The organism is Phycicoccus jejuensis (genome assembly GCF_000720925.1).
Lineage (GTDB): Bacteria > Actinomycetota > Actinomycetes > Actinomycetales > Dermatophilaceae > Phycicoccus > Phycicoccus jejuensis.
Window position 1 is genome coordinate 87,957 of the sequence record NZ_JOEE01000004.1, and the last position, 23,078, is coordinate 111,034.

The 23,078-nt window shown below is 74.5% G+C and carries 20 protein-coding genes; 13 read left to right on the top strand and 7 right to left on the bottom strand.

All coding sequences use genetic code 11. The features are described from left to right. Positions 1-13 precede the first annotated feature (13 nt). Together IG69_RS0108890 and IG69_RS0108895 are read left to right on the top strand one after the other, a co-directional pair. Positions 14-2,479, top strand: a complete 2,466-nt coding sequence (locus tag IG69_RS0108890; protein ID WP_030527810.1) for a GcvT family protein — start codon at positions 14-16, stop codon at positions 2,477-2,479. 17 nt (positions 2,480-2,496) lie between these two features. Continuing rightward, positions 2,497-2,775: a hypothetical protein gene (locus tag IG69_RS0108895; protein ID WP_036829626.1), complete on the top strand. Its 279-nt coding sequence runs from the start codon at positions 2,497-2,499 to the stop codon at positions 2,773-2,775. Between the two features lie 6 nt (positions 2,776-2,781). Here IG69_RS0108895 and IG69_RS0108900 read toward each other — a convergent pair whose 3' ends face one another. Then, on the bottom strand, positions 2,782-4,008 hold the full coding sequence (locus IG69_RS0108900) for an AI-2E family transporter (protein WP_036829628.1): 1,227 nt from the start codon (positions 4,006-4,008) through the stop codon (positions 2,782-2,784). 73 nt (positions 4,009-4,081) lie between these two features. After that, positions 4,082-5,422 (bottom strand): crotonyl-CoA carboxylase/reductase, encoded by a 1,341-nt coding sequence (gene ccrA / locus IG69_RS0108905; RefSeq protein ID WP_030527813.1) that lies wholly within the window; start codon positions 5,420-5,422, stop codon positions 4,082-4,084. 150 nt (positions 5,423-5,572) lie between these two features. Between ccrA and IG69_RS0108910 the strand changes: the two genes are divergently transcribed. Further along, positions 5,573-7,582 carry a hypothetical protein gene (locus tag IG69_RS0108910; RefSeq protein ID WP_157577468.1) on the top strand — a complete coding sequence of 670 codons (2,010 nt, stop codon included), beginning with the start codon at positions 5,573-5,575 and terminating at the stop codon, positions 7,580-7,582. Between the two features lie 6 nt (positions 7,583-7,588). Here IG69_RS0108910 and mce read toward each other — a convergent pair whose 3' ends face one another. Next, positions 7,589-8,026, bottom strand: coding sequence for a methylmalonyl-CoA epimerase (gene mce, locus IG69_RS0108915; protein WP_030527815.1), 438 nt, complete (start codon positions 8,024-8,026; stop codon positions 7,589-7,591). Between the two features lie 135 nt (positions 8,027-8,161). Between mce and IG69_RS0108920 the strand changes: the two genes are divergently transcribed. Both IG69_RS0108920 and meaB read left to right on the top strand, forming a co-directional pair. Further along, positions 8,162-9,361 carry an acetyl-CoA C-acetyltransferase gene (locus IG69_RS0108920; protein WP_030527816.1) on the top strand — a complete coding sequence of 400 codons (1,200 nt, stop codon included), beginning with the start codon at positions 8,162-8,164 and terminating at the stop codon, positions 9,359-9,361. A gap of 5 nt (positions 9,362-9,366) precedes the next feature. After that, positions 9,367-10,332, top strand: a complete 966-nt coding sequence (gene meaB, locus IG69_RS0108925; protein WP_030527817.1) for a methylmalonyl Co-A mutase-associated GTPase MeaB — start codon at positions 9,367-9,369, stop codon at positions 10,330-10,332. A 20-nt stretch (positions 10,333-10,352) separates the two neighbouring features. Here meaB and IG69_RS0108930 read toward each other — a convergent pair whose 3' ends face one another. Together IG69_RS0108930 and IG69_RS0108935 are read right to left on the bottom strand one after the other, a co-directional pair. Continuing rightward, positions 10,353-12,896 carry a glycoside hydrolase family 65 protein gene (locus IG69_RS0108930; RefSeq protein WP_030527818.1) on the bottom strand — a complete coding sequence of 848 codons (2,544 nt, stop codon included), beginning with the start codon at positions 12,894-12,896 and terminating at the stop codon, positions 10,353-10,355. Then, a complete protein-coding gene (locus IG69_RS0108935) occupies positions 12,893-13,630 on the bottom strand; it encodes an HAD family hydrolase (RefSeq protein ID WP_030527819.1) in 738 nt (245 codons plus the stop codon). The genes IG69_RS0108930 and IG69_RS0108935 overlap by 4 nt, the downstream gene beginning before the upstream one ends. A gap of 89 nt (positions 13,631-13,719) precedes the next feature. Here IG69_RS0108935 and IG69_RS0108940 point away from each other — a divergent pair, with 89 nt between their 5' ends. From IG69_RS0108940 to IG69_RS0108970, 7 genes are all read left to right on the top strand, one after another. Further along, complete coding sequence (locus IG69_RS0108940) at positions 13,720-14,235, top strand: MarR family winged helix-turn-helix transcriptional regulator (RefSeq protein WP_030527820.1); 516 nt, start codon at positions 13,720-13,722, stop codon at positions 14,233-14,235. Positions 14,236-14,342: 107 nt separating this feature from the next. After that, positions 14,343-15,044, top strand: a complete 702-nt coding sequence (locus IG69_RS23110; protein ID WP_157577470.1) for a hypothetical protein — start codon at positions 14,343-14,345, stop codon at positions 15,042-15,044. Then, the gene (locus IG69_RS0108950) at positions 15,041-16,066 is read left to right on the top strand and encodes a DUF8094 domain-containing protein (RefSeq protein ID WP_030527822.1); all 1,026 of its coding nucleotides are present in this window, start codon (positions 15,041-15,043) and stop codon (positions 16,064-16,066) included. Before IG69_RS23110 ends, IG69_RS0108950 begins: the two co-directional genes overlap by 4 nt. A 43-nt stretch (positions 16,067-16,109) precedes the next feature. Then, the gene (locus IG69_RS0108955; RefSeq protein WP_030527823.1) at positions 16,110-17,105 is read left to right on the top strand and encodes a tetratricopeptide repeat protein; all 996 of its coding nucleotides are present in this window, start codon (positions 16,110-16,112) and stop codon (positions 17,103-17,105) included. 2 nt (positions 17,106-17,107) lie between these two features. After that, positions 17,108-18,160 carry an alpha/beta hydrolase-fold protein gene (locus tag IG69_RS0108960; RefSeq protein WP_051750388.1) on the top strand — a complete coding sequence of 351 codons (1,053 nt, stop codon included), beginning with the start codon at positions 17,108-17,110 and terminating at the stop codon, positions 18,158-18,160. 22 nt (positions 18,161-18,182) lie between these two features. Beyond that, the gene (locus IG69_RS0108965) at positions 18,183-18,929 is read left to right on the top strand and encodes an esterase family protein (RefSeq protein ID WP_030527825.1); all 747 of its coding nucleotides are present in this window, start codon (positions 18,183-18,185) and stop codon (positions 18,927-18,929) included. Positions 18,930-18,944: 15 nt separating this feature from the next. Next, positions 18,945-20,213, top strand: coding sequence for an ATP-grasp domain-containing protein (locus IG69_RS0108970; RefSeq protein WP_036829629.1), 1,269 nt, complete (start codon positions 18,945-18,947; stop codon positions 20,211-20,213). Between the two features lie 34 nt (positions 20,214-20,247). Here the strand turns inward: IG69_RS0108970 and IG69_RS0108975 are convergent, their stop codons facing one another. Next, a complete protein-coding gene (locus tag IG69_RS0108975) occupies positions 20,248-20,484 on the bottom strand; it encodes a hypothetical protein (protein WP_157577472.1) in 237 nt (78 codons plus the stop codon). Positions 20,485-20,570: 86 nt separating this feature from the next. Here IG69_RS0108975 and IG69_RS20965 point away from each other — a divergent pair, with 86 nt between their 5' ends. Beyond that, positions 20,571-21,104: a DUF1697 domain-containing protein gene (locus IG69_RS20965; protein ID WP_051750389.1), complete on the top strand. Its 534-nt coding sequence runs from the start codon at positions 20,571-20,573 to the stop codon at positions 21,102-21,104. Between the two features lie 257 nt (positions 21,105-21,361). Here the strand turns inward: IG69_RS20965 and pgm are convergent, their stop codons facing one another. Then, positions 21,362-23,026: a phosphoglucomutase (alpha-D-glucose-1,6-bisphosphate-dependent) gene (gene pgm, locus IG69_RS0108985; RefSeq protein WP_030527829.1), complete on the bottom strand. Its 1,665-nt coding sequence runs from the start codon at positions 23,024-23,026 to the stop codon at positions 21,362-21,364. Positions 23,027-23,078: the final 52 nt, after the last annotated feature.

Below are 23,078 nucleotides of genomic sequence, written 5' to 3' on the forward strand. Positions count from 1 at the left end.
GTAGGGTCGGCGGGTGAGCCCCGCACCGCTGCCCGCCCGCGCCCGTGTCGTCGTCGTCGGCGGGGGTGTCATCGGCACCTCGGTCGCCTACCACCTCGCGCAGGCCGGCGAGAGCGACGTGCTGCTGCTGGAGCGCGACCGGCTGACCTCCGGCACGACGTGGCACGCCGCCGGCCTCATGACGTGCTTCGGATCCTTCAGCGAGACGAGCACGCGGCTGCGCCTGTACTCCCGCGACCTCTACGGGCGACTCGAGGCCGAGACGGGGCAGTCGACCGGCTTCACGCCGGTCGGGCTCGTCGAGGCCGCCGCCGACCGCGACCGCCTCGAGGAGTACCGGCGGGTAGCGACCTTCCAGCGGCGCCTCGGGCTGGAGGTCGAGGAGGTCTCGCCGGCCGAGATGGCCGAGCTCTTCCCGCTGGCCCGCACCGACGACCTCGCCGGCGGCTTCCACGTGCCCGGGGACGGCCGGGTCAACCCCGTCGACCTGACGATGGCCCTCGCGAAGGGGGCCCGGGCCCGCGGCGTGCGGGTCGCCGAGGGGGTGCGCGTCGAGCAGGTGCTCACGCGGCGGCGCGGCGTCGTCGAGGAGGTGGCCGGGGTCGTCACCGACCACGGCACGGTCGAGTGCGACGTCGTCGTCAACGCCGCCGGGATGTGGGCCCGCGAGCTCGCCGCGCAGAACGGCGTCGTCGTGCCCAACCAGGCCGCCGAGCACTACTACCTCGTGACCGAGGCGATCGAGGGGATGAGCCCGGACGCCCCGGTCTTCGAGGACCCCGCCTCCTACGGGTACTACCGCGAGGAGGGCGGCGGCATGATGGTCGGCCTCTTCGAGCCGGTCGCGGCCGCCTGGAAGGTCGAGGGCATCCCGCGGGACTTCTCCTTCGGGAGCCTCCCGCCCGACACCGACCGCGTCGGCCCGTTCCTCGAGAAGGCGATGGCGCGCGTGCCCGTCGTCGAGACCGCCGGCATCCGCACGTTCTTCTGCGGCCCCGAGTCCTTCATGCCCGACCTCGCCCCGGGCGTCGGCGAGGCCCCCGGCATCCACGGCTACTTCGTCTGCGCGGGGCTGAACTCGGTCGGCATCCTCTCGGCGGGCGGGCTCGGGCGCATCCTCGCCCACTGGGTGCTCACCGGGAGGCCGGACGTCGACGTCACGGGGATCGACGTCGCCCGCTTCCGAGAGCACCAGCTGCTGCCGGAGCACCGGCGGGCCCGCACCGCCGAGGTGCTCGGCACCGTCTACGCCGCGCACACGCCGGGCGTGCAGCTGACCACGTCGCGGGGTGTCTTCCGCTCGCCCGTCCACGACCGGGTCGTCGCGGCCGGCGGGTACCTGCGTGACGTCTCGGGCTGGGAGGGCGCCGCCTGGTACGCCGGGCCGGGGGAGACCCCGCAGGCGGAGCCGACCTGGGGGCGCGCCCCGTGGTTCGCGCGCTGGGAGGCCGAGCACCGGGCCGTCCGCGAGGCCGCCGGCCTGTTCGACATGTCGTTCATGGGGCGATTCGCCGTGCGCGGCCCGGACGCCCTCGCCGTGCTCGACCACCTGAGCGCGGGCGACCTGTCGGTCGACGGCCGGATCACCTACACGCAGTGGCTCGCCGACGACGGCGGCCTGCTCGCCGACCTCACGGTGACCCGCCTCGCCGCCGACGACCTCCTCGTCGTCGCCTCCGACACCCAGCACGCACAGGTCCTCGGGATGCTGCGCCGCGCCCTCGGCGACGCCGACGCGACCGTCACGGACGTCACCGAGGACGGCGCGATGCTGAGCCTCCAGGGGCCGGCGTCCCGCGCGGTCCTCGAGACCGTGGCGCCGCAGGCGGACTGGAGCGACGAGGCCTTCCCGTTCCGGGCCGCCCGCAGCATCGAGGTCGACGGCACGCCGGTGCTCGCCGTCCGTGTCACGTACGTCGGTGAGCTGGGCTGGGAGCTCTACGTCCCGGCCGCCGCCGCGCCCGCCGTGTGGGACCGGCTGCTCGCGGCCGGCGCGCCGCACGGCCTGCGACCGACGGGGCTCGCCGCGCTCGGCAGCCTGCGCCTCGAGAAGGGCTACCGCGACTACGGCCACGACGTCGACACCACCGACGACGTCCGCACCGCCGGGCTGTCCTTCGCGGTGGCGGCCGACAAGCCGGGCGGCTTCCGGGGCCGTGGGGCCGTGCAGGCCGGCGCACGGGCCGGCGCCCCGCGCCACCGCGTCGTCTCGCTCGTCGTCGCCGACCCCGAGCCGCTGCTCTTCCACGGCGAGGTCGTCCTGCGCGACGGCGTCGCGGTCGGTGACGTCCGCAGCGGCTCCTACGGCTGGAGCGTCGGGGGAGCCGTCGGCCTCGCGGGCGTCGAGCACGAGGAGGGCGTCACGGCGCAGTGGCTGCGCGAGGGCCGCTGGGAGGTCGACGTCGCGGGCACGCGGTACCCGGCCGAGGTCTCGCTCCGCCCGCCCTACGACCCCTCGTCCGCCCGCGTGCGCGGCTGAGCGGCAGACTGGTCGACGTGCCCCGCTCCAACCGTCGCCGCCGCGACCTCGAGTCCCGTCCGCTCGGCGGCTCGACCGAGGTCGCGACCGAGCTGTGGCGCGGACGGCCCTGGCACGTCCGCCGGCTGACCGGCGCCACGTCGAGCCGCGAGTACCGCTGCCCGGGGTGCCACCAGGGCATCCCGGTCGGGACGGCCCACGTCGTCGCGTGGCCGGCGACCGGGGTGGGCGGGGTCGAGGAGCGGCGCCACTGGCACACCCGCTGCTGGGCCTCGCGGCACGCCGCGCAGCCCTGAGCCTCCTCAGGCCTCGCGCTGGCGCGGGACGAGGACCTCTTCGTAGAGCAGGAGCAGCCCGGCCGCGACGGGGATGGCGAGCAGCGCCCCGAGCACGCCGAGCAGCGCCCCGCCGGCGAGCGCGGCGACGACCGTGACGGTGCCGGGCACCGAGACCGTCTGCTGCATGACCCGCGGGGCGATGACGTAGTTCTCGACCTGCTGGTAGACGACGTAGTAGACGACCACGACGAGCGCCTTCTGCGGCTCGTCGAAGAACGCGACGAGGGTGACGATGGCCGCGCCGAGCGTGGCGCCGACCATCGGGATGAGGCCGAGCAGGCCGACGGTTACCGCGAGGACCGCGGGGTAGGGCACGCCGACGATGCGGAGCATCACGTACGACAGCACCGCGTTGAGGGTCGCGATGAGCACCTGGCCGCCGGCGTACGCGCCGACCCGACGCATGATCTCCTCCGAGAGCGCGACGACCCGCGGGCGCCGGCTCATCGGGACCAGCGCGTAGGCGGCGGTCTTGACCCGGGGCATCGACACGAGCAGGTAGAGGGTCAGGACGAGGACGGTGAGGACCTGGAAGGTCCCGCTGAGCACCGCCCGGCCGGCGCCGAGGAGGCCGCCGAGCAGGCCCTCGACGAACGACTGGTCGGTCAGCTTGGACACGAGCTCGGCCTGGAGCCGGTCGATGACGTCGTAGTGCCGGTCGAGCTCGCGGACCCACCGGGCGTCGAGGAGGTCGCCGACGTACTCGGGCGTGCGGGCGGCGAGGGCCGACCCCTGGACGACCACGGTCGGCAGGACGAGCGAGGCGATGGCGGCGAGGACGAGCAGCAGCCCGCCGAAGACCGCCGTGACGGCCACGGGGCGGGGCAGCCACCGCTGCGACAGCTTCTCGACGACGGGGTCGAGCGCGAGGGCGAGGAAGAAGGCGACGAGGAGGATGGTGATCGTCGTCGCGAGCCGGGCGAGGCCCGTCCACAGGCCGACGGCGAGCAGCGCCCCCGTGGCCCCGAAGAACCCGATGTAGAAGGGCGAGTGCCGGTTGAGCGGCTGGCCCGCCGAGCCGTAGCGCAGCAGCGCCGCGGTGCCGGGGTCGAGCGCGCCCGCGGGGCCCGGCGGCAGGTCGCCCTCGGCGGGGATCGCCTCGGGGTCGATGTGGTTGCTCTGCTCGAGGACGCGCCGCTGGCGCCGCCGGTAGTCGCCCCACCGGGACACCGGGCCCCACACCGTCGTCATCCGCACCGGCACACCTCCGGCCCACACCCTAGTGGCGGGTGCGGGCCGGGGGCGGAGGCGCCCGGGATGTCGCTCAGGCGTCCCGGAACCGGTTGATCTCGGCCTCGAAGCGCGCGCGCTTCTCGGGGTCGCTGACGCCCAGGCCCTCCTCGGGCGAGAGGGTGAGGACGCCGACCTTGCCCTGGTGCGCGTTGCGGTGGACGTCGAGCGCCGCCTGCCCCACGTCCTCGAGCCGGTAGGTCTTCGACAGGGTCGGGTGGACGATGCCGCGGTCGATGAGGTCGTTGGCCTCCCACGCCTCGCGGTAGTTCGCGAAGTGCGAGGAGAGGATCTTCTTGAGGTTCATCCACAGGTAGCGGTTGTCGTACTCGTGGAGGTAGCCCGAGGTCGAGGCGCAGGTGATGATCGTGCCGCCCTTGCGCGCGACGTAGACCGACGCACCGAAGGTCTCCCGGCCCGGGTGCTCGAAGACGATGTCGACGTCGTGCCCGCCGGTCAGCTCGCGGATCCTCTTGCCGAGGCGCTGCCACTCCTTCGGGTCCTGCGCGGTGTTCTCCTCGTTCCAGAACCGGTAGCCCTCGGCGGAGCGGTCGATGATGAGCTCGGCGCCCATCGCCCGGCAGATGTCCGCCTTCTCGGGGGAGGAGACGACGCAGATCGGGGTCGCGCCGCCGGCGAGGGCCATCTGGGTGGCGTAGGAGCCGAGGCCGCCGCTCGCGCCCCAGATCAGGACGCGGTCGCCGAGCTTCATGTGCGCGCCGTTCTTGCTGACGAGCTGCCGGTAGGCCGTGCTGTTGACGAGGCCGGGGGAGGCCGCCTCCTCCCACGACAGGTGGGCCGGCTTGGGCATCAGCTGGTTGGCCTTGACGATCGCGAGCTCGGCGAGCCCGCCGAAGTTGGTCTCGAAGCCCCAGATGCGCTGCTGCGGGTCCATCATCGTGTCGTCGTGGCCCTCGGCGTCCTCGAGCTCGACCGAGAGGCAGTGCGCGACGACCTCGGTGCCCGGCTTCCACTTGGTGACGCCCGGGCCGGTGCGCAGCACGACGCCCGCGAGGTCGGAGCCGACGACGTGGTAGGGCAGGTCGTGCCGCTTCGCGAACTCCGAGGTGCGGCCGTAGCGCTCGAGGAAGCCGAAGGTCGAGACGGGCTCGAAGATCGAGGTCCACACGGTGTTGTAGTTGATGGCGCTGGCCATCACCGCGACGAGCGCCTCGCCGGGGGCGAGCTCGGGGGTGGGGACGTCCTCGACGTGGAGGGACCGGCGCGGGTCCTTCTCCTTCGTGGACAGGCCCTCGAACATGTCGACCTCGTCCTTGTGCACGGTGGCGGCGCGGTACGAGCCGGGGACGGCGATGCCCGAGTAGGTCTCGGGGGTGCGGTCACCGGAGAGGATGGCCTCGCGGATCTGGTCCATGGGGTCGTGCTCCTTCGGTGCTGGGCAGCGGTTCCCGGCGAACCTACTGGCCGGTCACCGGGCCCGGTACTGCGTGAGACGGCAGTCACCCCGTGACCCCGGTCACGGAGCGGCGAGCCGGTGGGCGGGCGCGCGGGATACCGTTCCGGTGTGCGTCCCGAGCCCATCCGCCGACCCCGGCGCGCCGTGGTAGGCGCGCTCGTCGCGACGCTCTGCGCGGTGCTGGGGCTGTTCCTCGGCCCGGTGCCGACGGCCTCGGCGGCCACCGGGGCGGACCCCGTCCCGGTCGTGCTCGTCGGGGCCCCCGGCCTCGCGTGGTCCGACATCGACGAGGCCCGCACGCCGTGGCTCTCGCGGGTCGCCGCCGAGGGCGCCGTCGCGTCGCTCACCGTGCGGGGGCCGCACTCGCGGGCGTGCGCCGTCGACGGGTGGCTCACGTTGTCGGCCGGGCGCCGGGCCGGTGGTCCGACCGCGACCTGCGAGCCGCCGGCCGCCCCCGAGTCGGGGGTCCTCCCCGGCTGGGCCACCTACCGGCAGGCCGCCCGCGACGCGTCCTACGGCGCGGTGCCGGGGACGCTCGGGCAGCGGCTGGCCGACGCCGGTACGTGCGTGCAGGCCGTCGGGCCGGGGGCCGCGCTCGCGGCCGCCGACGAGGACGGGGCCGTCCCCGACTACTCGACCGACGTCCCCGCCACCCCCTCGTGCCCGGTGCTGCTCGTCGACGCCGGCACCCTGCCGGTCGACCCGCCGGCGCGCGACGCCGCGCTGCGCCGCCTCGACGCGGTCGTCCAGGGCCTCGTCCGCTCGACGGCGCCGGGGACCCGCCTCGTCGTCGCCGGGGTCGGTGACGGCGAGTCGCCGGTGCGCCCCCGTGCGGTCGTCGTCTCCGGGCCGCCCGCGGGCGTCCTCACCTCGCCCTCGACGCGCCAGCCGGGCCTCGTGCAGCTCCAGGACCTCACGGCGTCCGTGCTCGAGTGGTCCGGGGCCGACGCCTCCGGGCTGACCGGGCGGGTCGTCACCGCCGAGGCCGACGACGTGCCCGGGCAGGAGCGGGTCGCCGCGCGCGACGGGTTCGAGGTCCGGGCCGCGACGCTGCGCGAGGTGAGCCCCCAGGTCACCGGGTGGCTGGCGGCGGCCTTCGCGCTGTGGTGCGCCGCCGCCGTCGGTGTGCTGCTGGTCCGTCGTCGCCGTGGGGGAGGGGACGCGCCCCTGCCGGCGTGGCTCGTCGCCGCCGGCGTCGCCGTGGCGACCGTGCCCGTCGCGACCTTCGTCGCCAACCTCGTGCCGTGGTGGTCGACCGGTCGCCCGCGCCTGGCGTTCGCGGGTGCGCTGGCCGTGGCCGTCGTGCTCGTCACGGCCGTGGGGCTCGCGGCCGGGCGGCGCCACCGCCTCGGCGCGGCCCTCGTCGTCGGCGCCGTCACGCTCGTCGTGCTCGGTGGCGACGTCCTCGCCGGCTCGCGCCTGCAGCTCTCGTCGGTCTTCGGGCAGAACCCGACCGTGGGCGGGCGCTTCTACGGGTTCGGCAACACGAGCTTCGCGCTCTACGGCGTCGCGGTCCTCACCGTCATGGCGGCGCTCGGAGCGTGGGCGCGGCCCCGCCGGCGGGTCGCCCTCGGCCTCGCCGCGCTCCTGCTCCTGCTCGCGACGGCCCTCGAGGGCCATCCCTCCTACGGCGCCGACTTCGGCGGCCCGCCCGGTCTCGTGCTCGGCGGCCTGCTCGTCCTCGCGGCCGCGGCGGGCCTGCGGCTCAGCGTCGTCCGGGTCCTCGTCGCCGGGGTCGCCGTCGTCGTCCTCACGCTCGCGCTCGCGGTCCTCGACTGGCTGCGGCCGGCCGCGGCGCGCACGCACCTCGGCGAGTTCGTCCAGACCGTGATCGACGGCGGGGCCGACGAGGTGGTCGGGCGCAAGCTCGCGCAGAACCTCACGAACCTCGGCTCGCCGCCGCTGCTGACGATCTCGCTCGCGGCGCTCGTGCTCCTGCTCGTCGCGTGGCGCACCGGGTGGCGCGTTCCGGCGCCCGGCGGCGTGCTCCTGCGCGCGGCCGTCGTCCTCGGGGTCGTCGGGTTCGCCGTCAACGACTCCGGGCTTGTCGTCCCGGCCTTCGTCCTGCTGCCGCTGCTGCCGGTCCTGGCGGCCGCCGGACCCCGCCGCGACGCCTGAGCGGGGTCAGTGGGCGGCGTCGGCCGCCGGCTCGACGAGCTCCACGAGGATGCCGCCGGCGTCCTTCGGGTGCACGAAGTTGACCCGGCTGTCGCTCGTCCCGCGCTTCGGGGTGTCGTAGAGCAGGCGTAGCCCCCGCTCGCGCAGGGTCGCGCAGACGGCGTCGATGTCCTCGACGCGGTAGGCCATCTGCTGGATGCCGGGACCGCTGCGGTCGAGGAACTTCGCGATCGTCGACTCCTCCGACAGCGGGGCGAGCAGCTGGATGCAGGAGCCGCTGTCGCCGACGCCCATCATCGCCTCGCGCACGCCCTGCTCCTCGTTCGTCTCCTCGTGCAGCTTCGTCATCCCGTAGGCGCGCTCGTAGAAGGCGACCGCCTCGTCGAGGTCGCGGACGGCGACGCCCACGTGGTCGATGGCGGTGAAGAGGTCGGTGGCGCTCATGCGGCCAGCGTAGGTCGGCCCCGCGCGCGGCGACAGGGCACGGTGGCGAGCGTCACCGTGCCTCGGGGTCGGCAGCGTCGGAGGCCGCCGACTAGCATCGAGAGGATTTCCCGACCCGACCACGGAGGCCACCGCATGTCCACCGACCCGACCGTCATCGTCGCCGGCGCCCGCACCCCGATGGGGCGGATGAGCGGCTCCCTCAAGGGCTTCAGCGGGTCCGATCTCGGTGGCTTCGCCATCCAGGGCGCCCTCGAGAAGGCCGGCGTCGCGCCGGACCAGGTCGACTACGTGATCATGGGCCAGGTCCTCACCGCCGGCGAGGGCCAGATCCCTGCCCGCCAGGCCGCGACGAAGGGCGGCATCCCGATGTCGGTGCCCGCGCTGACCATCAACAAGGTGTGCCTCTCGGGCATCGACGCCATCGCGCTCGCCGACCAGCTGATCCGCGCCGGTGAGTTCGACGTCGTCGTCGCCGGTGGCCAGGAGTCGATGACCAACGCGCCGCACCTGCTCGAGAAGAGCCGCGACGGCTACAAGTACGGCGATGTCACCCTCCACGACCACATGGCGCAGGACGGCCTCTGGGACGCGTTCACCGACCAGGCGATGGGCCTGCTCACCGAGACCGCCAACACCGGCGACCTCGCCTTCACCCGCGAGCAGCAGGACGAGTTCTCGGCCCGCAGCCACCAGCTCGCGGCGCGCGCCTGGAAGGACGGCCTCTTCGACGACGAGGTGGTCACCGTGAGCATCCCGCAGCGCCGCGGCGAGCCGGTCGAGTTCAAGAGCGACGAGGGCATCCGCCCCGACACCACGACCGAGTCGCTCGGCGGTCTGCGCCCGGCCTTCAGCAAGGAGGGCACGATCACCGCGGGCTCGGCGTCGCAGATCAGCGACGGCGCCGCGGCCGTCGTCGTCATGAAGCGCTCGAAGGCCGAAGAGCTCGGCCTCGAGTGGCTCGCCGAGATCGGCGCCCACGGCGTCGTCGCCGGCCCGGACTCGACGCTGCAGAGCCAGCCGGCGCGCGCCATCGCGAAGGCCTGTGCGCGAGAGGGGATCTCGCCGACCGATCTCGACCTCGTCGAGATCAACGAGGCCTTCGCCGCGGTCGGTCTCGCATCGACCAAGGAGCTCGGCCTCGACGCCGACAAGGTCAACGTCAACGGTGGCGCCATCGCGCTCGGCCACCCCATCGGGATGTCCGGCGCGCGCATCACGCTGCACCTCGCCCTCGAGCTCAAGCGCCGCGGCGGTGGTGTCGGTGCGGCCGCCCTCTGCGGCGGCGGCGGCCAGGGCGACGCCCTCGTCGTCAAGGTCCCGGCCCGGGGCTGACCCCGCTGGCCGCGGCGCGCGACGTCGACGTCCCCTCCCTCGTCTCCGCGGCGAGGGAGGGGAGCCCGCGCGCCGTCGCCCGGCTGATCTCCCTCGTCGAGGACGCCCACCCCGCCCTGCGCGAGGTGATGGCGGCGCTCGCCCCCGACTCGGGCCGTGCCCACGTCGTCGGCCTGACCGGCGCCCCCGGTGTCGGCAAGTCGACGACGACGAACGCGCTCGTCGCGGCCCACCGCGCCCGCGGCCGGCGCGTCGGCGTCCTCGCCGTCGACCCGTCCTCGCCCTTCTCCGGCGGGGCGCTGCTCGGCGACCGCATCCGGATGTCCGAGCACGCCGCCGACCCCGAGGTCTTCATCCGCTCGATGGCCTCGCGCGGTCACCTCGGCGGCCTGTCGTGGGCCGCGCCGCAGGCCCTGCGCGTGCTCGACGCCGCCGGCTGCGACGTCGTCCTCCTCGAGACGGTCGGGGTGGGACAGAGCGAGGTCGAGGTCGCGGGGACGGCCGACACCACCGTCGTCCTGCTCGCGCCGGGCATGGGCGACGGCATCCAGGCCGCAAAGGCCGGCATCCTCGAGGTCGGTGACGTCCTCGCCGTCAACAAGGCCGACCGCGAGGGGGCGTCACGCACCACCCGCGACCTGCGGCACATGGTGGACATGGCCGACCGGGGCGAACCAGGTTGGCGCCCACCGGTGGTGAGGATGGTGGCCACGTCCGGCGAGGGGGTCGACGACCTCGTCGAGGCCGTCGAGGCCCACCGGGCGCACCTGGGCACCGACGGGTTGCGCGACCGGCGGCTGGCCCGGGCCGCGCGCGAGGTCGAGGGCCTGGCGCTCGAGGCGCTGCGGGCCCGCGTCGGCCGGGTCACCGGGGCCGACCGGCTCGGCGCGCTCGCCGCGGAGGTCGTCGACGGCCGGACCGACGCGTGGTCGGCCGCCGACCGCCTCGTCGAGGCGTCCCGCACGACCTGACGGTCGGTCGGGCCGCGGGCTCAGCTCGTCGGGTCGCCCGCGAAGGCGTCGGGGGAGTCGGCGACGTCGAAGGGCATCGGGTCCGGCACCCCCGCGGTGATCCGGCTGCCGTCGGCGCGGGTGCCGCCGGTCTGCGGGCGCTTGGGGAGCAGGCCGTCGACGCGGGGTCCCTGGTGTCCGAGCGCGACGACGACCGGCCGGCCCGGCGCGACGACGTGGTCGGCGCCCCGGACCGACACCGGCACCTCGCCGTCACCCGCCTCGACCTCCATCCGCAGCTCGGAGGCGTTGAGCCGCACCGCGATTCGCGTGCCCCGCCACGTGAGGCGGAAGCACAACGATCCCCAGGCCGCGGGCAGCCGCGGGTCGAGGGCGAGGCGTCCGCCGTGGTCGCGCATCCCGCCGAAGCCGCCGACGAGGGTCGCCCACACGCCGCCCGCGGAGGCGACGTGGAGGCCGTCGACGGTGTTGTCGTGGAGGTCCGCGAGATCGACGTACAGGGCGTCGTGGAAGTACTCCAGCGCGGCCTGGTGGTAGCCCACCTCCGCGGCCACGACCGACTGCACGACGGCGGAGAGCGTCGAGTCCCCGGTGGTGATCGGGTCGTAGTACTCGAAGTCGGCGCGCTTCTCCTCGGCCGTGAAACGGTGGCCCTGGAGGTAGAGGGCGAGGACGACGTCGGCCTGCTTGAGCACCTGGAAGCGGTAGATGACGAGCGGGTGGTAGTGCAGGAGGAGGGGGCGCAGCGAGGCGGGCGTGCGGCTGAGGTCCCACACCTCGCGGTCGAGGAAGAAGTCGTCCTGAGGGTGGATGCCGAGGCCCTCGTCGAACGGGATGTGCATCCCGTCGGCGCACCGCCGCCACTCCGCCACCTCGTCCGGGCTGACGTGCAGGCGGTGCGCGATGACCGCCCAGTCGTCCGGGTGCTCGGTGCGCAGCCGGTCGGCCGCGTCGGCGGCCTGCTCGAGGGTGGCCCGGGCCATGACGTTGGTGAAGAGGTTGTTGTTGACGACCGTCGTGTACTCGTCGGGGCCGGTGACCCCGTGGATGTGGAAGCTGTCGGCGCCGTTGCTGCGCCAGAACCCGAGGTCGGCGTAGAGACGAGCCGTCTCGACGAGGATCGGCATGCCGTGCCGGAGGAGGAACTCGACGTCGCCGGTCGCGGCGAGGTACTGCGTCAGCGCGTGCACGACGTCGGCGTCGATGTGCACCTGCGCGGTGCCGGCGGCGTAGTAGGCCGAGGCCTCCTCGCCGCTGATCGTCCGCCAGGGGAACAGGGCCCCGCGCTGCGACATCTCGCGGGCCCGGTCGCGGGCCGCCGGCAGCATGAGGCTGCGGAAGCGCAGCAGGTTCCGGGCGGTCTGCGGCTGGGTGTAGGTGAGAAACGGCGCGACGTAGATCTCGCTGTCCCAGAAGTAGTGCCCCTCGTAGCCCGACCCCGTCACGCCCTTGGCCGGCACGCCCATCCGCTCGGCCCGGGCGCTGGCCTGCGCGAGGGAGAAGAGGTTGAACCGCACCGCCTGCTGCACGGCGTCGGCGTGCTGGTCGGCGGTGTCGACCTCGACGTCGCTCGCCGCCCAGAAGGCGTCGAACCAGGCGCGCTGGGTCGCGTGGTGGTCGGCGACCGTGCGGCGCACCGCACGGTCGAGGGTGCGCTCGCAGCGGTCGCGCAGCTCGCGGACGGGCAGGCTGTTCGAGGTGTGGTAGGCCACGAGCTTCTCGACGCGGATGGTGTGGCCCTCGTGCGCCTCGACCCGGTAGACGGCCTTGGCGAGGTCGTCGTCGTCGCGGACGACCACCTCGTAGGGGTCCTCGATGGCGACCCGGTGGTCCGCGGCCACGGCCACGGTCATCCCCGAGCTCGCGCAGCGGTACCCGAGGACCTGCCGGTCCTCGTCGGCGGTGTGGAGCACGGGCAGCAGGACCCGGCCCTCGAAGACCGACGCCTTGCGGGGGTCGCTCGTCGAGGCGCGGCTGGGGGCGGGGGCGTGGTACTCGTCCTCGCCGTCCTGGCGGTTGAGCAGCTGCGACGACACGACGACCGGCGCGTCGCCCGAGAGCATCGTCACCTCGAGGGTCAGCACGGCGAGGTGGCGCTCGGTCATCGACACCATCCGGGTCGAGTCGACCCGGACGCGCTTGCCCGACGGGGTGCGCCAGACGAGGGAGCGGCGCAGCAGGCCCGCCCGGAAGTCGAGCGCGCGCTCGTAGTGCTCGAGGTCGGCCATGCCGACGACGAGCGGCTCGTCGTCGACGTAGAGCTTCATGAGCTTGGCGTCCGGGACGTCGACGATGGTCTGCCCGGTGCGTGCGAACCCGTAGGCGGACTCGGCGTGCCGGATCGGCCAGGTCTCGTGGAACCCGTTGACGTAGGTGCCGTGCGCGTGCGCCTCGCGGCCCTCCTCGGGGTTGCCGCGCATCCCGAGGTAGCCGTTGGCGACGGCGAAGAGGGTCTCGGTCAGCCCGAGGTCGCTCGTGTCGGGAGCGCACTCGACGAGGCGCCAGGGGTCGGCGGGGAAGCGGAGCCGGTCGACGGGGTCCGGCCCGACGGCCGCGGTCCTCACGCGAGCTCGCCGAGGTCGGCGACCACGAGGTCGGCGCCGGCGGCGGTGAGCGCCTCGGCGCCCGCCCCGCGGTCCACGCCGACGACGAGCGCGACGTCGCCCGCGGCTCCGGCGCGCACGCCGGAGACCGCGTCCTCGACGACGACCGAGGCGCCGGGCTCCGCCCCGCACACCCGCGCGGCGTGCAGGAAGGTGTCGGGGGCGGGCTTGCCCGCGAGCCCGAGCTCGCGGGCCACGCGCCCGTCGACGACCGTGCGGAACCGGTCGGTCAGCCCCGCGGCGTCGAGGACGGCCGGCGCGTTGGCGGAGGACGAGACGACGGCCAGCGGCGTGCCGAGGTCGCGCAGGCGGTCCAGGAGGGCGACCGAGCCCGGGTACGGGCGCACGCCGTCGCGCTCGAGGACGGTGCGGAAGGCGTCGTTCTTGCGGTTGCCCAGCCCGCAGACGGTCTCGGCGGAGGGCGGGTCGTCGGGGGAGCCGTGCGGCAGCGTGATGCCGCGCGCCGCGAGGAGGTCGGCGACGCCCTCGTAGCGCGGCTTGCCGTCGACGTGGGCGTAGTAGTCGGCGTCCGTATAGGGGGAGGTGTCGGCGCCCTCGAGCCCGGGCCGGGAGGTGTCGACGCCGGCGAGGTACGCGCCGAACATCTCCGCCCAGGCCGCCATGTGCACCTCGGCGGTCGGCGTCAGCACGCCGTCGAGGTCGAAGAGGACGGCGGCGTACGCGTCCCAGGCCACGCTTCTCGAGCCAGTCACGGGGACCACGGTAGGGACACGGGGCCCGGACGGGCGAACGGCGGGCGTGTCGCGTTCGCTAGCGTTGAGGCGTGAGAGAGCCGGTCCGCCTCCCGTTCGACCCGATCGAGCGGGCGCGCGAGCTGTGGGTGGCGCGGTGGGGCGAGGGGTCGCGGGCGACCTCGATGGCCACCGCGACGTCGGTGATGCGCGTCCAGCAGCTCCTCCTGGGGCGCTTCGACGCCATCGCCGGGCGGCACGGGCTGACCTTCGCCCGCTACGAGGCGCTCGTCCTCCTCGCGTTCAGCCGGGAGGGTCGGCTGTCGATGTCCAAGGTCGGCGAGCGGCTCATGGTCCACCCGACGAGCGCGACGAACATCGTCCAGCGCCTCGTCGCCCAGGGCTTCGTCGAGCGGGTCCCGAACCCCGCCGACCGGCGCGGCGCCTTCGCCGTCATCACCGACAGCGGGCGGGTCGCGATGGAGGCCGTGACGCGCGACCTCGACGAGGCGGACTTCGGTCTCGCCTCGCTCTCCGAGGAGCAGCACGCCCTCCTGTTCTCCCTGTTGCGGGAGGTACGGGTGGGGTCGCGCGACTTCCTTCCCTGAGAACCGGGGATTTGTCCGGACCCCTCGGCGTTTGTCATCGTGGAGAGATCGCCCTGCGCCCGACCGACCCGGTGCGGGGCGTCCCCGGACCCGAAGGAACCCTCTCGATGCTCAGGACACTCACGCGGGTGGCCGGCGCCCTCGCCGCCCTCGTCGGGCTCGCCCTCACGGCGACCGGCGTGTGGTTCGCCGCCGCCCTCGGTGGCAGTGGCACCGCCGAGTTCACCGCCAAGCCCGCCCCGGGCGCCCCGGTCGTCATCACCCCCGACGTGCTCAACCGCGTCGATGCCGACGTGCGCGTCAGCGCCACCCCGTCCCGCGGGGCGTCGCTCTGGATGGCCCGCGCCAACCCCTCCGACGCCTCGGCCGTCATCGGCGAGGGCCGTCACGTCGAGGTGACCGGCGTGTCCGTCCGGGACTGGGCCCTGCTGACCGCGGCCCGCGGCAGCGGTGAGCCGGCGACGCCGGGCGCCGCCGACCTCTGGCGGCAGCAGGACGACGCCGACGGTCCGGTCGCCCTGACCGTCGAGCAGGCGGACGCGCCCGAGAGCGTCGTCATCGCCGCCGACGGCGGCTCGGTCGAGCAGGTGACGCTCACGGTCGTCGACAAGCGCTGGTTCGTCGAGTCGGTCGTCGCCGCCCTCGTCGGGCTCTTCCTCCTCGCCGCCGGCGTCGTCGCCCTCTGGCCGCGTCGCCCCCGCCCGGCACCGGCCGCACCGTCCGTGCCCGCCCGACCGGCTCCCGGGCCGGACACCGACGAGCAGACCGCCGACGAGCCGACCGCCGACGCCCCGGAGGACGCCCGATGACCCGCCACCCCCTGTCCGTCCGGCCCCGTCGCCGGACCGCCCTCGCGGCCGCGGCGCTCGGCCTGGCGCTCGCGACCACCGGCTGCGGTGCCACCGACGCGCTCGTCGGTGTCCACCCCGCGCCGGCGGAGCAGCCCGCGTCCGCCCCGCTCGACGAGGACGGCGCGACCGTCATCGCGACGCGCCTGCTCTCCGCCGCCGCGGCCGACGCAGCGACGAAGGGCGACGCCGGCCACGACGCCCGCGCGAAGGTCCTCGCGGGCGACGCCCTGACGATGGCCGACAACACCGCCGCCCGTGGGGCCGCGCCAGCCGCCGCGACCGACCTCGCGAAGCAGCCCGAGCCGTCCGTGCTCGCGCAGTCGCGGGGCCGCGAGTGGCCGCGCGCCATCCTCGCCACCACCCTCGACGAGGCGACCTCCACCCAGTCGCTGCACGTCATGGTCTCGCGCGAGCCGGACCAGCCGTACCGCATCGAGGCCTCGGTGCCGATGCTCGCCGGCTCGCGCCTGCCCAGCCTCGGCTCGCAGGGCGCGGGCGCCCCGTTCGTCGACGTCACGGACGGCGAGGGCCTCGTCATGTCACCCGAGAAGGCCTACGGCGCCTACGCCGCCGCGCTCGGCCGGCCCGCCCCGAAGAAGGCGCCCGCCGGCGTCACCACCGCCGACCCCTTCGGCCAGGCGCTCGAGGCCTCGGCGGCCGTGCAGGCCAAGGCGCTCGGCAAGCTCGCGACGCTCGAGCAGGCCCACGAGCCCGTGCTCGACGACGCGCTCGCCTTCCGGCTCGCCGACGGCGGCGTCGTGACCTTCGGCATGATGCGGCGCACCGACACCATCACCGTCGGCTCCGGGGCCAAGGAGCTCGTCCTGCCCTCGCGCTACTCGGGGCTCGTCGGGAAGAAGAAGGTGACCCGCGACCTGCGCCTCACGAGCCTGGAGCCGGTCGTCCTCGTCGTGCCGACCGAGGGCGAGGTGGCCGCCATCGGCGCCACCGAGCTCCTCGTCTCCGGGAAGGGTCGCTGACCCCGGTCCCGCGCGAGGGCCCGAGGTGCGCGAGAATCCGACCATGACGCAGACTCCCGACCCCGCCGGCGCCCGGGGCGCCGTCGACCTGTCCGCCGTGGCGGCGATGACGACCCCCGGCGCCGCCACCGCCGGCGCGGCCGCACCCGCCGCGCCGGTGCCCGGGCCGCCGGCCCCCGCCGGGCGCGCGATCCCGGACGGCCTCGTCGTCGAGGTCACGCCGGCCACGCTCCAGCAGGCCCTGACCCGCACGGTCAACGTCGCCGGGCTGCTCGTCCTGTGGTCCTCGGGCCACCCGCAGACGCGGCAGCTCATCGACACGGTCGCGGCGGTCGCCGCCCGGCAGGAGGGGCGTGTCCTCGTCCTCACCGCCGACCTCACCGGCCACCCGGAGCTGCTCCAGGCCTTCCAGCCGCTGCTCGTGCAAGCCTTCGGCCAGCCGACCGTGCCGGCCACCTTCGGGCTGCTCCAGGGCCAGCCGGTCCCGCTCTTCCCCGGCATCGCCGACGAGGGCCAGGTCGCGCAGGCCGTCGAGCAGCTGCTGCAGGCCGCGGTGCAGAACGGCATCACCGGTCGCGTCGACCTCGGCCCGCTCCCCGAGGGCGCCGAGGCCGAGGAGGAGGCGCTCTCGCCGCTCCACGAGGCGGCGTACGAGGCCATCGAGCGGGGTGACCTCACGGCGGCCGCGCAGGCCTACGAGCAGGCGATCGCCGCGGACGCCTCCGACGACGACGCGCGCCTCGGGCTCGCGCAGGTGCGGCTCATGGAGCGCACCCAGGGTGTCGACCTGAACGCCGCCCGCGCGGCGGCCGCGGCCGACCCGTCCGACGTCGAGGCCGCCTGCGTCGTCGCCGACCTCGACGTCCTCGGCGGTCACGTCGAGGACGCCTTCACCCGCCTCGTCGACCTCGTGCGCACGAGCGCGGGGGAGGAGCGCGACCGCGCCCGCACCCACCTCCTCGGGCTCTTCGACGTCGTCGGCCCGCAGGACGAGCGGGTGCGCAAGGGGCGCACCGCGCTCATGAGCGCCCTCTTCTGACGGTGCCCGTCGTCGTCTCCGGCGAGACCCTCGAGCTCGTCCACGACACCGACGACGCCACGCTCACCGGGGTCTCGCTCGACTGCGACCCCGCCGTGCCCGGGCCGCGGGAGTTCACGGCGGTCCCCGGCGGCTGGCGGCTCGTCCTGCCCCGGCCCGCCCTCGGGCGCGTCGAGTACCGGCTCGCGCTGCGCCGGGGTGAGGAGACCGAGGTCGTCTGCGACCCCGCCAACCCGCTGCGCGTCGGCACCGCGTTCGGCGACCGGTCGGTGCTCGAGCTGCCCGGCTACGCGCCGCCGTGGTGGCTCGACGCCCCCGTGGCCCCGGGGCGGATGTCGCCGATGGCCGTCGCGGGCGAGACCGCCGACGACGTGCCCGTCACCGTGTGGACCCCCGAGCGGCTCGCCGACGACGAGCCCGCGCCGCTGCTCCTCGTGCACGACGGGCCCGAGTACGACCTGCTCGCCGGGATGACGCGCTACTCCGGCGCGCTCGTCGAGGCGGGCGTCCTCCCGCCGCACCGCGTCGCGCTGGCGCACCCGGTCCTGCGCGACGCGTGGTACTCCGGCTCGCCGGGCTACCTGCGCACGGTCGCCGAGGCCGGTCTCGACCGAATCGCGGCGGCGCACCCCGTCTCGGCGCCGGTCGTCGTCGTCGGTGCCAGCCTCGGCGGCCTGACGGCGCTGCTGCTGGCCCTCGCCGCGGCCCCGCGCGTGGGTGGGGTTCTCGCGCAGTCGGGCTCGTTCTTCCAGGTCCGGCACGACGAGTCCGAGAGCGGCTTCCGGTACTTCGGCCGCATCTCGCGCGCGGTCCAGGCAGTCCTCGACACCCGGCACGCGGAGCACCCGCTCGTCGTCGGGATGACGTGCGGCGCGCTCGAGGAGAACGCCGCGAACAACCGCGACATGGCCGCGGCCCTGGCCCGCGCCGGCCACGACGTGCGCCACCGCGAGGTCGACGACCTGCACTCGTACACGGCGTGGCGCGATGCGCTCGACCCCACGCTCACCGACGTCCTGCGGACGGTGTGGTGCTCGGAGGGCGAGCGGCCCTGACGCCCGGCTAGGGTCGGGGCGCATGGAGCAGCGCAGCGTCCGGCTCGGGGTCCCCGGTCACGACGCCGACCTCGAGGTCGTGCGGTACGGCCACTGGGGGCGGCCGGTCCTCCTCTTTCCGTCCGAGGCCGGCGCGGCGCGCGACGCCGAGGGCAACGGGATGCTCGACACGGTCCGCCCGCTCGTCGACGCCGGCCGGGTCAGCCTCTTCTGCGTCGACTCCCTCGACGGCTGGTCCTGGTCCGACACCTCGCTGCCGACCGAGGAGCGCGCCCGCCGCGCCGGCGCGTACACGGCGTGGCTCTCGGAGGCGGTCCTGCCGTGGGTGCAGGGCGAGAGCGGCGGCTCGTCGGAGGTCGTGGCGGTCGGGCCGTCGATGGGCGCGTACCACGCCGTGCACCTCGCGCTGACCCGCGCCGACGTCGTGCCCCTCGCCATCGGGCTCTCGGGCAACTACGACCCGACGACGTGGAACGGCTGGGGCGAGGTCGGCGACGCGACGTACTTCGCGAACCCGTCGGCCTACGTCGCGCACGCCGGCGGCGACCACCTCGACTGGCTGCGCGCGCGGGTGTCCATCCTCCTCGTCGTCGGGCAGGGGCCGTTCGAGGTCTCACCGACGCGGTCGCTGCCCGCCACCCACGAGTTCGCGAACGTGCTGTCCGGCAAGGGGATCCGCCACGAGCTCGATGTCTGGGGCCACGACAGCGCCCACGACTGGCCGTGGTGGTCCCGCCAGCTCGCCCACCACCTGCCCCGCTTCACCTGACGAAGGGACCTCGCCGTGACCGACCCGACCGACCACCCCGTCGGCCTCCTGCTCGGCGCCGAGCAGGACTGGCCGACCGCGTTCGAGGCGCTCGCCGCCCGGCTGGGCGTGCTCACCGCGCCCGACGGCTCGCGGCACACGCTCTCGACCGAGCGGATGACGATCGAGCCGTTCAACCTGCGCGACCGGGCGCGCCACGAGCTCGTCATCGACCGGCTCGCGCACTGGTACTACCACCCGCGCGAGTGGCTCAAGAAGGCCGCGCTCATGGACGACGTCTACCTGCTCAACAGCCCGTTCACCTTCCAGTCGATGGAGAAGCACTCGGCGTACTGCGCGCTCATGCGGCTCGGGATGAACGTGCCCGAGACGGTGCTCGTGCCGTACAAGAACCCCGTCGACAATGCCCGCTGGGCCTTCACCTCGGCGAAGTACAACCGCCCGTTCGACCTCGACGAGATCGCCGACTCGCTCGGCTACCCGCTCTACATGAAGCCCTTCGACGGCGGTGGCTGGCGCGGCGTCTCGCAGGTCCGCGACCGCGAGGACCTGCACCGGGCGTACGACGACTCCGGCGAGATGCTCATGCACCTGCAGGCCTCGGTGCCCGACTACGAGCACTTCGTCCGGACCCTGACCATCGGCCCCGAGACGATGGCGATGAAGTTCCGCCCCGAGGAGCCGATGCACGAGCGCTACGCCGTCGTCCACGACTTCCTCTCCGACGAGGTCGGTCGCGAGGTCCTCACGGTGAGCCAGACCGTCAACGCGTTCTTCCGGTGGGAGTTCAACTCCTGCGAGATGCTCGTCAAGGACGGGGTCGTCTACCCCATCGACTACGCGAACGCCTGCCCCGACGTCGCCGTCACGTCGCTGCACTACTACTTCCCGTGGGCGATGACGGCGCTGCTGCGCTGGACGACGTTCTGCACCGTGACCGGGCGCTCGCCGCGTCCGCACATCGACACCGCCCCGTGGTTCGCCGTGGCCGACGACGAGGTGCTCGACCACCAGGGGCGCCTGGCTGCCTACCAGACCCTGGCCGACGACCACTTCGAGGCCGAGCGCTACCGCGCCTTCTGCGACTCGACGCTGGCGCACGTCCCCGAGATGGTCCTCGAGTGGGTCGGCTCCGAGGACTTCCACCGGATGCTCGTCTCGACCGTGCAGCAGACCTACCCGCCGCAGGAGTGGGAGCGCTTCGACGCCCACTTCACGGGGCTGATCGGGCTGTGGCTCTCGGACGAGCAGGTGCGGCTCACGACGGGTCCGGCGGCGGGCTGAGCTCCCGCCGGCGGCGCAGCTCGGCCAGCGTGGCTCACGCCCGCAGCCGGCGCACCGACGCGAGAGGGAGGAGGGCGAGGAAGAGGAACGCGGACTCGCGCCATCGGCCGAGCACGAGGAACACGACGAGCGCGACCGGCAGGGGCGCGAAGACGGCGAGATCGAGCACCATCCGACGGCGCAGGACCCGGGTCGGTGTCGGCGGTACGTAGAACGGCGAGCCCGGCGGCGCGACCGGCCAGGTCCTCGGGTCCCCCGAGAGAGGTTCCACGGCGACCACCCACTGCGCCCGACCGTACGCCCGTGGGGGCGCCACGTCGCCCTGCCGCGGCGCGTGACGGGCCTAGGGTGGGCGCCATGAGCACCCGGGTGGGGTTCCTGCGGGCCGTCAACGTCGGCCGGCGTCGCGTCGCGATGAGCCGCGTGGTCGCCGTGTGCGAGGGCCTCGGGTACGAGGACGTCTGGACGTACGTCAACAGCGGCAACGTCGTGCTCGACGCGACGGGTACCCGGGCGGCGGTCGAGCGAGCGGTGCAGACGGCGCTCGAGGAGGAGCTCGGGTTCGAGTGCTCGACGTTCGTCCGGACGCCGACGCAGCTGCACGCGGTGCTGGAGGACCGGCCGTTCGAGGTCGCCGACGGCGACACGCACTTCGTGACGTTCCTGCGCTCGGCGCCGTCCGCCGCGGACGGCGGGGCGCTCGAGGCCCTCTCGAACAAGTTCGACACCATCGTCGTCCGGGGGAGCGACGTGCACTGGCGGATGCGGGGCAAGTCGACCGACTCCCGTCTGGTGACGCGCGACTGGGAGCGCATCCTCGGCCCGGCGAGCAGCACGAGCCGCAACGTCACGATGCTGACCAAGCTCGTCGCGAAGATCGACGCCCGCTGACCACCACGCCGCCGTCACCTCGCCCTGCCGCCCCCACCTCGTCCTGCCGCCCTGTCAGGGCGCCCCGGCACGGCGACATCACCCCGGCACGGCGAGGGGGCACCGGCACGGCGAGGTCGCCCCGGCACGGCGCGAGACCCCGGTTCGTCCGCGAGACCCCGGTTCGGAGCCGGGGTCTCGCGGACATTTCGGGGTGACCCCGAAATGTTGGGGCTGATGGGGCTGATGGGGCTGATGGGGTGGATGGGGCGGTCGGGTCAGGAGCCGAGGGCGGCGGAGACGACGTCCTTGGCCTCGGCCTGGACCTGGGCGAGGTGGTCGGGGCCGCGGAAGGACTCGGCGTAGATCTTGTAGACGTCCTCGGTGCCGCTCGGCCGCGCCGCGAACCACGCCGACTCCGTGACGACCTTGAGGCCGCCGATGGCCGCGCCGTTGCCGGGGGCCTCCGTGAGCTTGGCGGTGATCGGCTCGCCGGCGAGGGTCTCGGCCGCGACGTCGGCGGGGGAGAGGGCCGCGAGCTTCGCCTTCTGCGCGCGGTCGGCCGGGGCGTCGATGCGGGCGTAGGCCGGCTCGCCGTGGCGCGCGACGAGGTCGCCGTAGTGCTCGCTCGGGGTCCGCCCGGTGCGCGCGATGATCTCGGAGGCGAGCAGGGCGAGGAGGATGCCGTCCTTGTCGGTCGTCCACACCGAGCCGTCGTGGCGCAGGAACGACGCACCGGCCGACTCCTCGCCGCCGAACGGGCCGGAGCCGTCGAGCAGCCCCGGCACGAACCACTTGAAGCCGACCGGCACCTCGACGAGCCGGCGTCCGAGGTCGGCCGCGACCCGGTCGATCATCGAGCTCGACACGAGGGTCTTGCCGATGAAGCCGTCCTCGCGCCACTGCGGGCGCGCCCCGCCGTAGAGGTAGCGGATGGCGACCGCGAGGTAGTGGTTGGGGTTCATGAGACCGGCGTCCGGGGTGACGATGCCGTGCCGGTCGCTGTCGGCGTCGTTGCCGGTCGCGACGTCGTACTGGTCGCGCCGCTCGATGAGCGAGGCCATCGCCGAGGGGGAGGAGCAGTCCATCCGGATCTTGCCGTCCCAGTCGAGCGTCATGAAGCGCCAGGTCGGGTCGACGAGCGGGTTGACGACCGTGAGGTCGAGGCGGTGCCGCTCGGCGATGGCACCCCAGTAGTCCACGGCCGCACCCCCGAGGGGGTCGGCGCCGATGCGCACCCCGGAACCGCGGACGGCGTCGAGGTCGAGGACGTTCGGCAGGTCGTCGACGTAGCGGCCCATGAAGTCGTAGGACTGCGCGGCGGCCCGGGCGCGGGCGAAGGGGATGCGCCGCACGCCGTCCAGCCCAGCGCGCAGGTACGCGTTGGCCGCCGCGGCGATGACCTTCGTCGCGTCGGAGTCGGCCGGCCCGCCGTGCGGGGGGTTGTACTTGAAGCCGCCGTCGGTCGGCGGGTTGTGCGACGGGGTGACGACGATGCCGTCGGCGAGGCCGCGGCCGGCCGGCATGTCGTCGACGCCGGAGACCTTGCCGCGGTTGGCGACGAGGATCGCGTGGGACACCGCCGGGGTCGGGGTGTAGCGGTCGGCGGAGTCGACGAGCACTGTGACGTCGTTCGCGGCGAGCACCTCGAGGGCGCTCGACCACGCGGGCTCGGACAGGCCGTGGGTGTCGCGACCCATGAACAGCGGTCCGTCGTAACCCTGCTCGCGCCGGTAGTCGCAGATGGCCTGCGTCGTGGCCAGGATGTGCGCCTCGTTGAACGACGTGCGCAGGCTCGAGCCGCGGTGGCCGGAGGTCCCGAACGCGACCTGCTGGTCGACGTCCTCCGGGTCGGGCACGCGCGTGTAGTACGCCGTGACGAGCGCCGCGACGTCGACGAGGTCGGAGGGCTGGGCGGGCTGTCCGGCGCGCGAGGAGGTCATGGCGCCGATCCTCGCAGACCACCCGCACCACCGACAGGTGACGGTGTCTGCG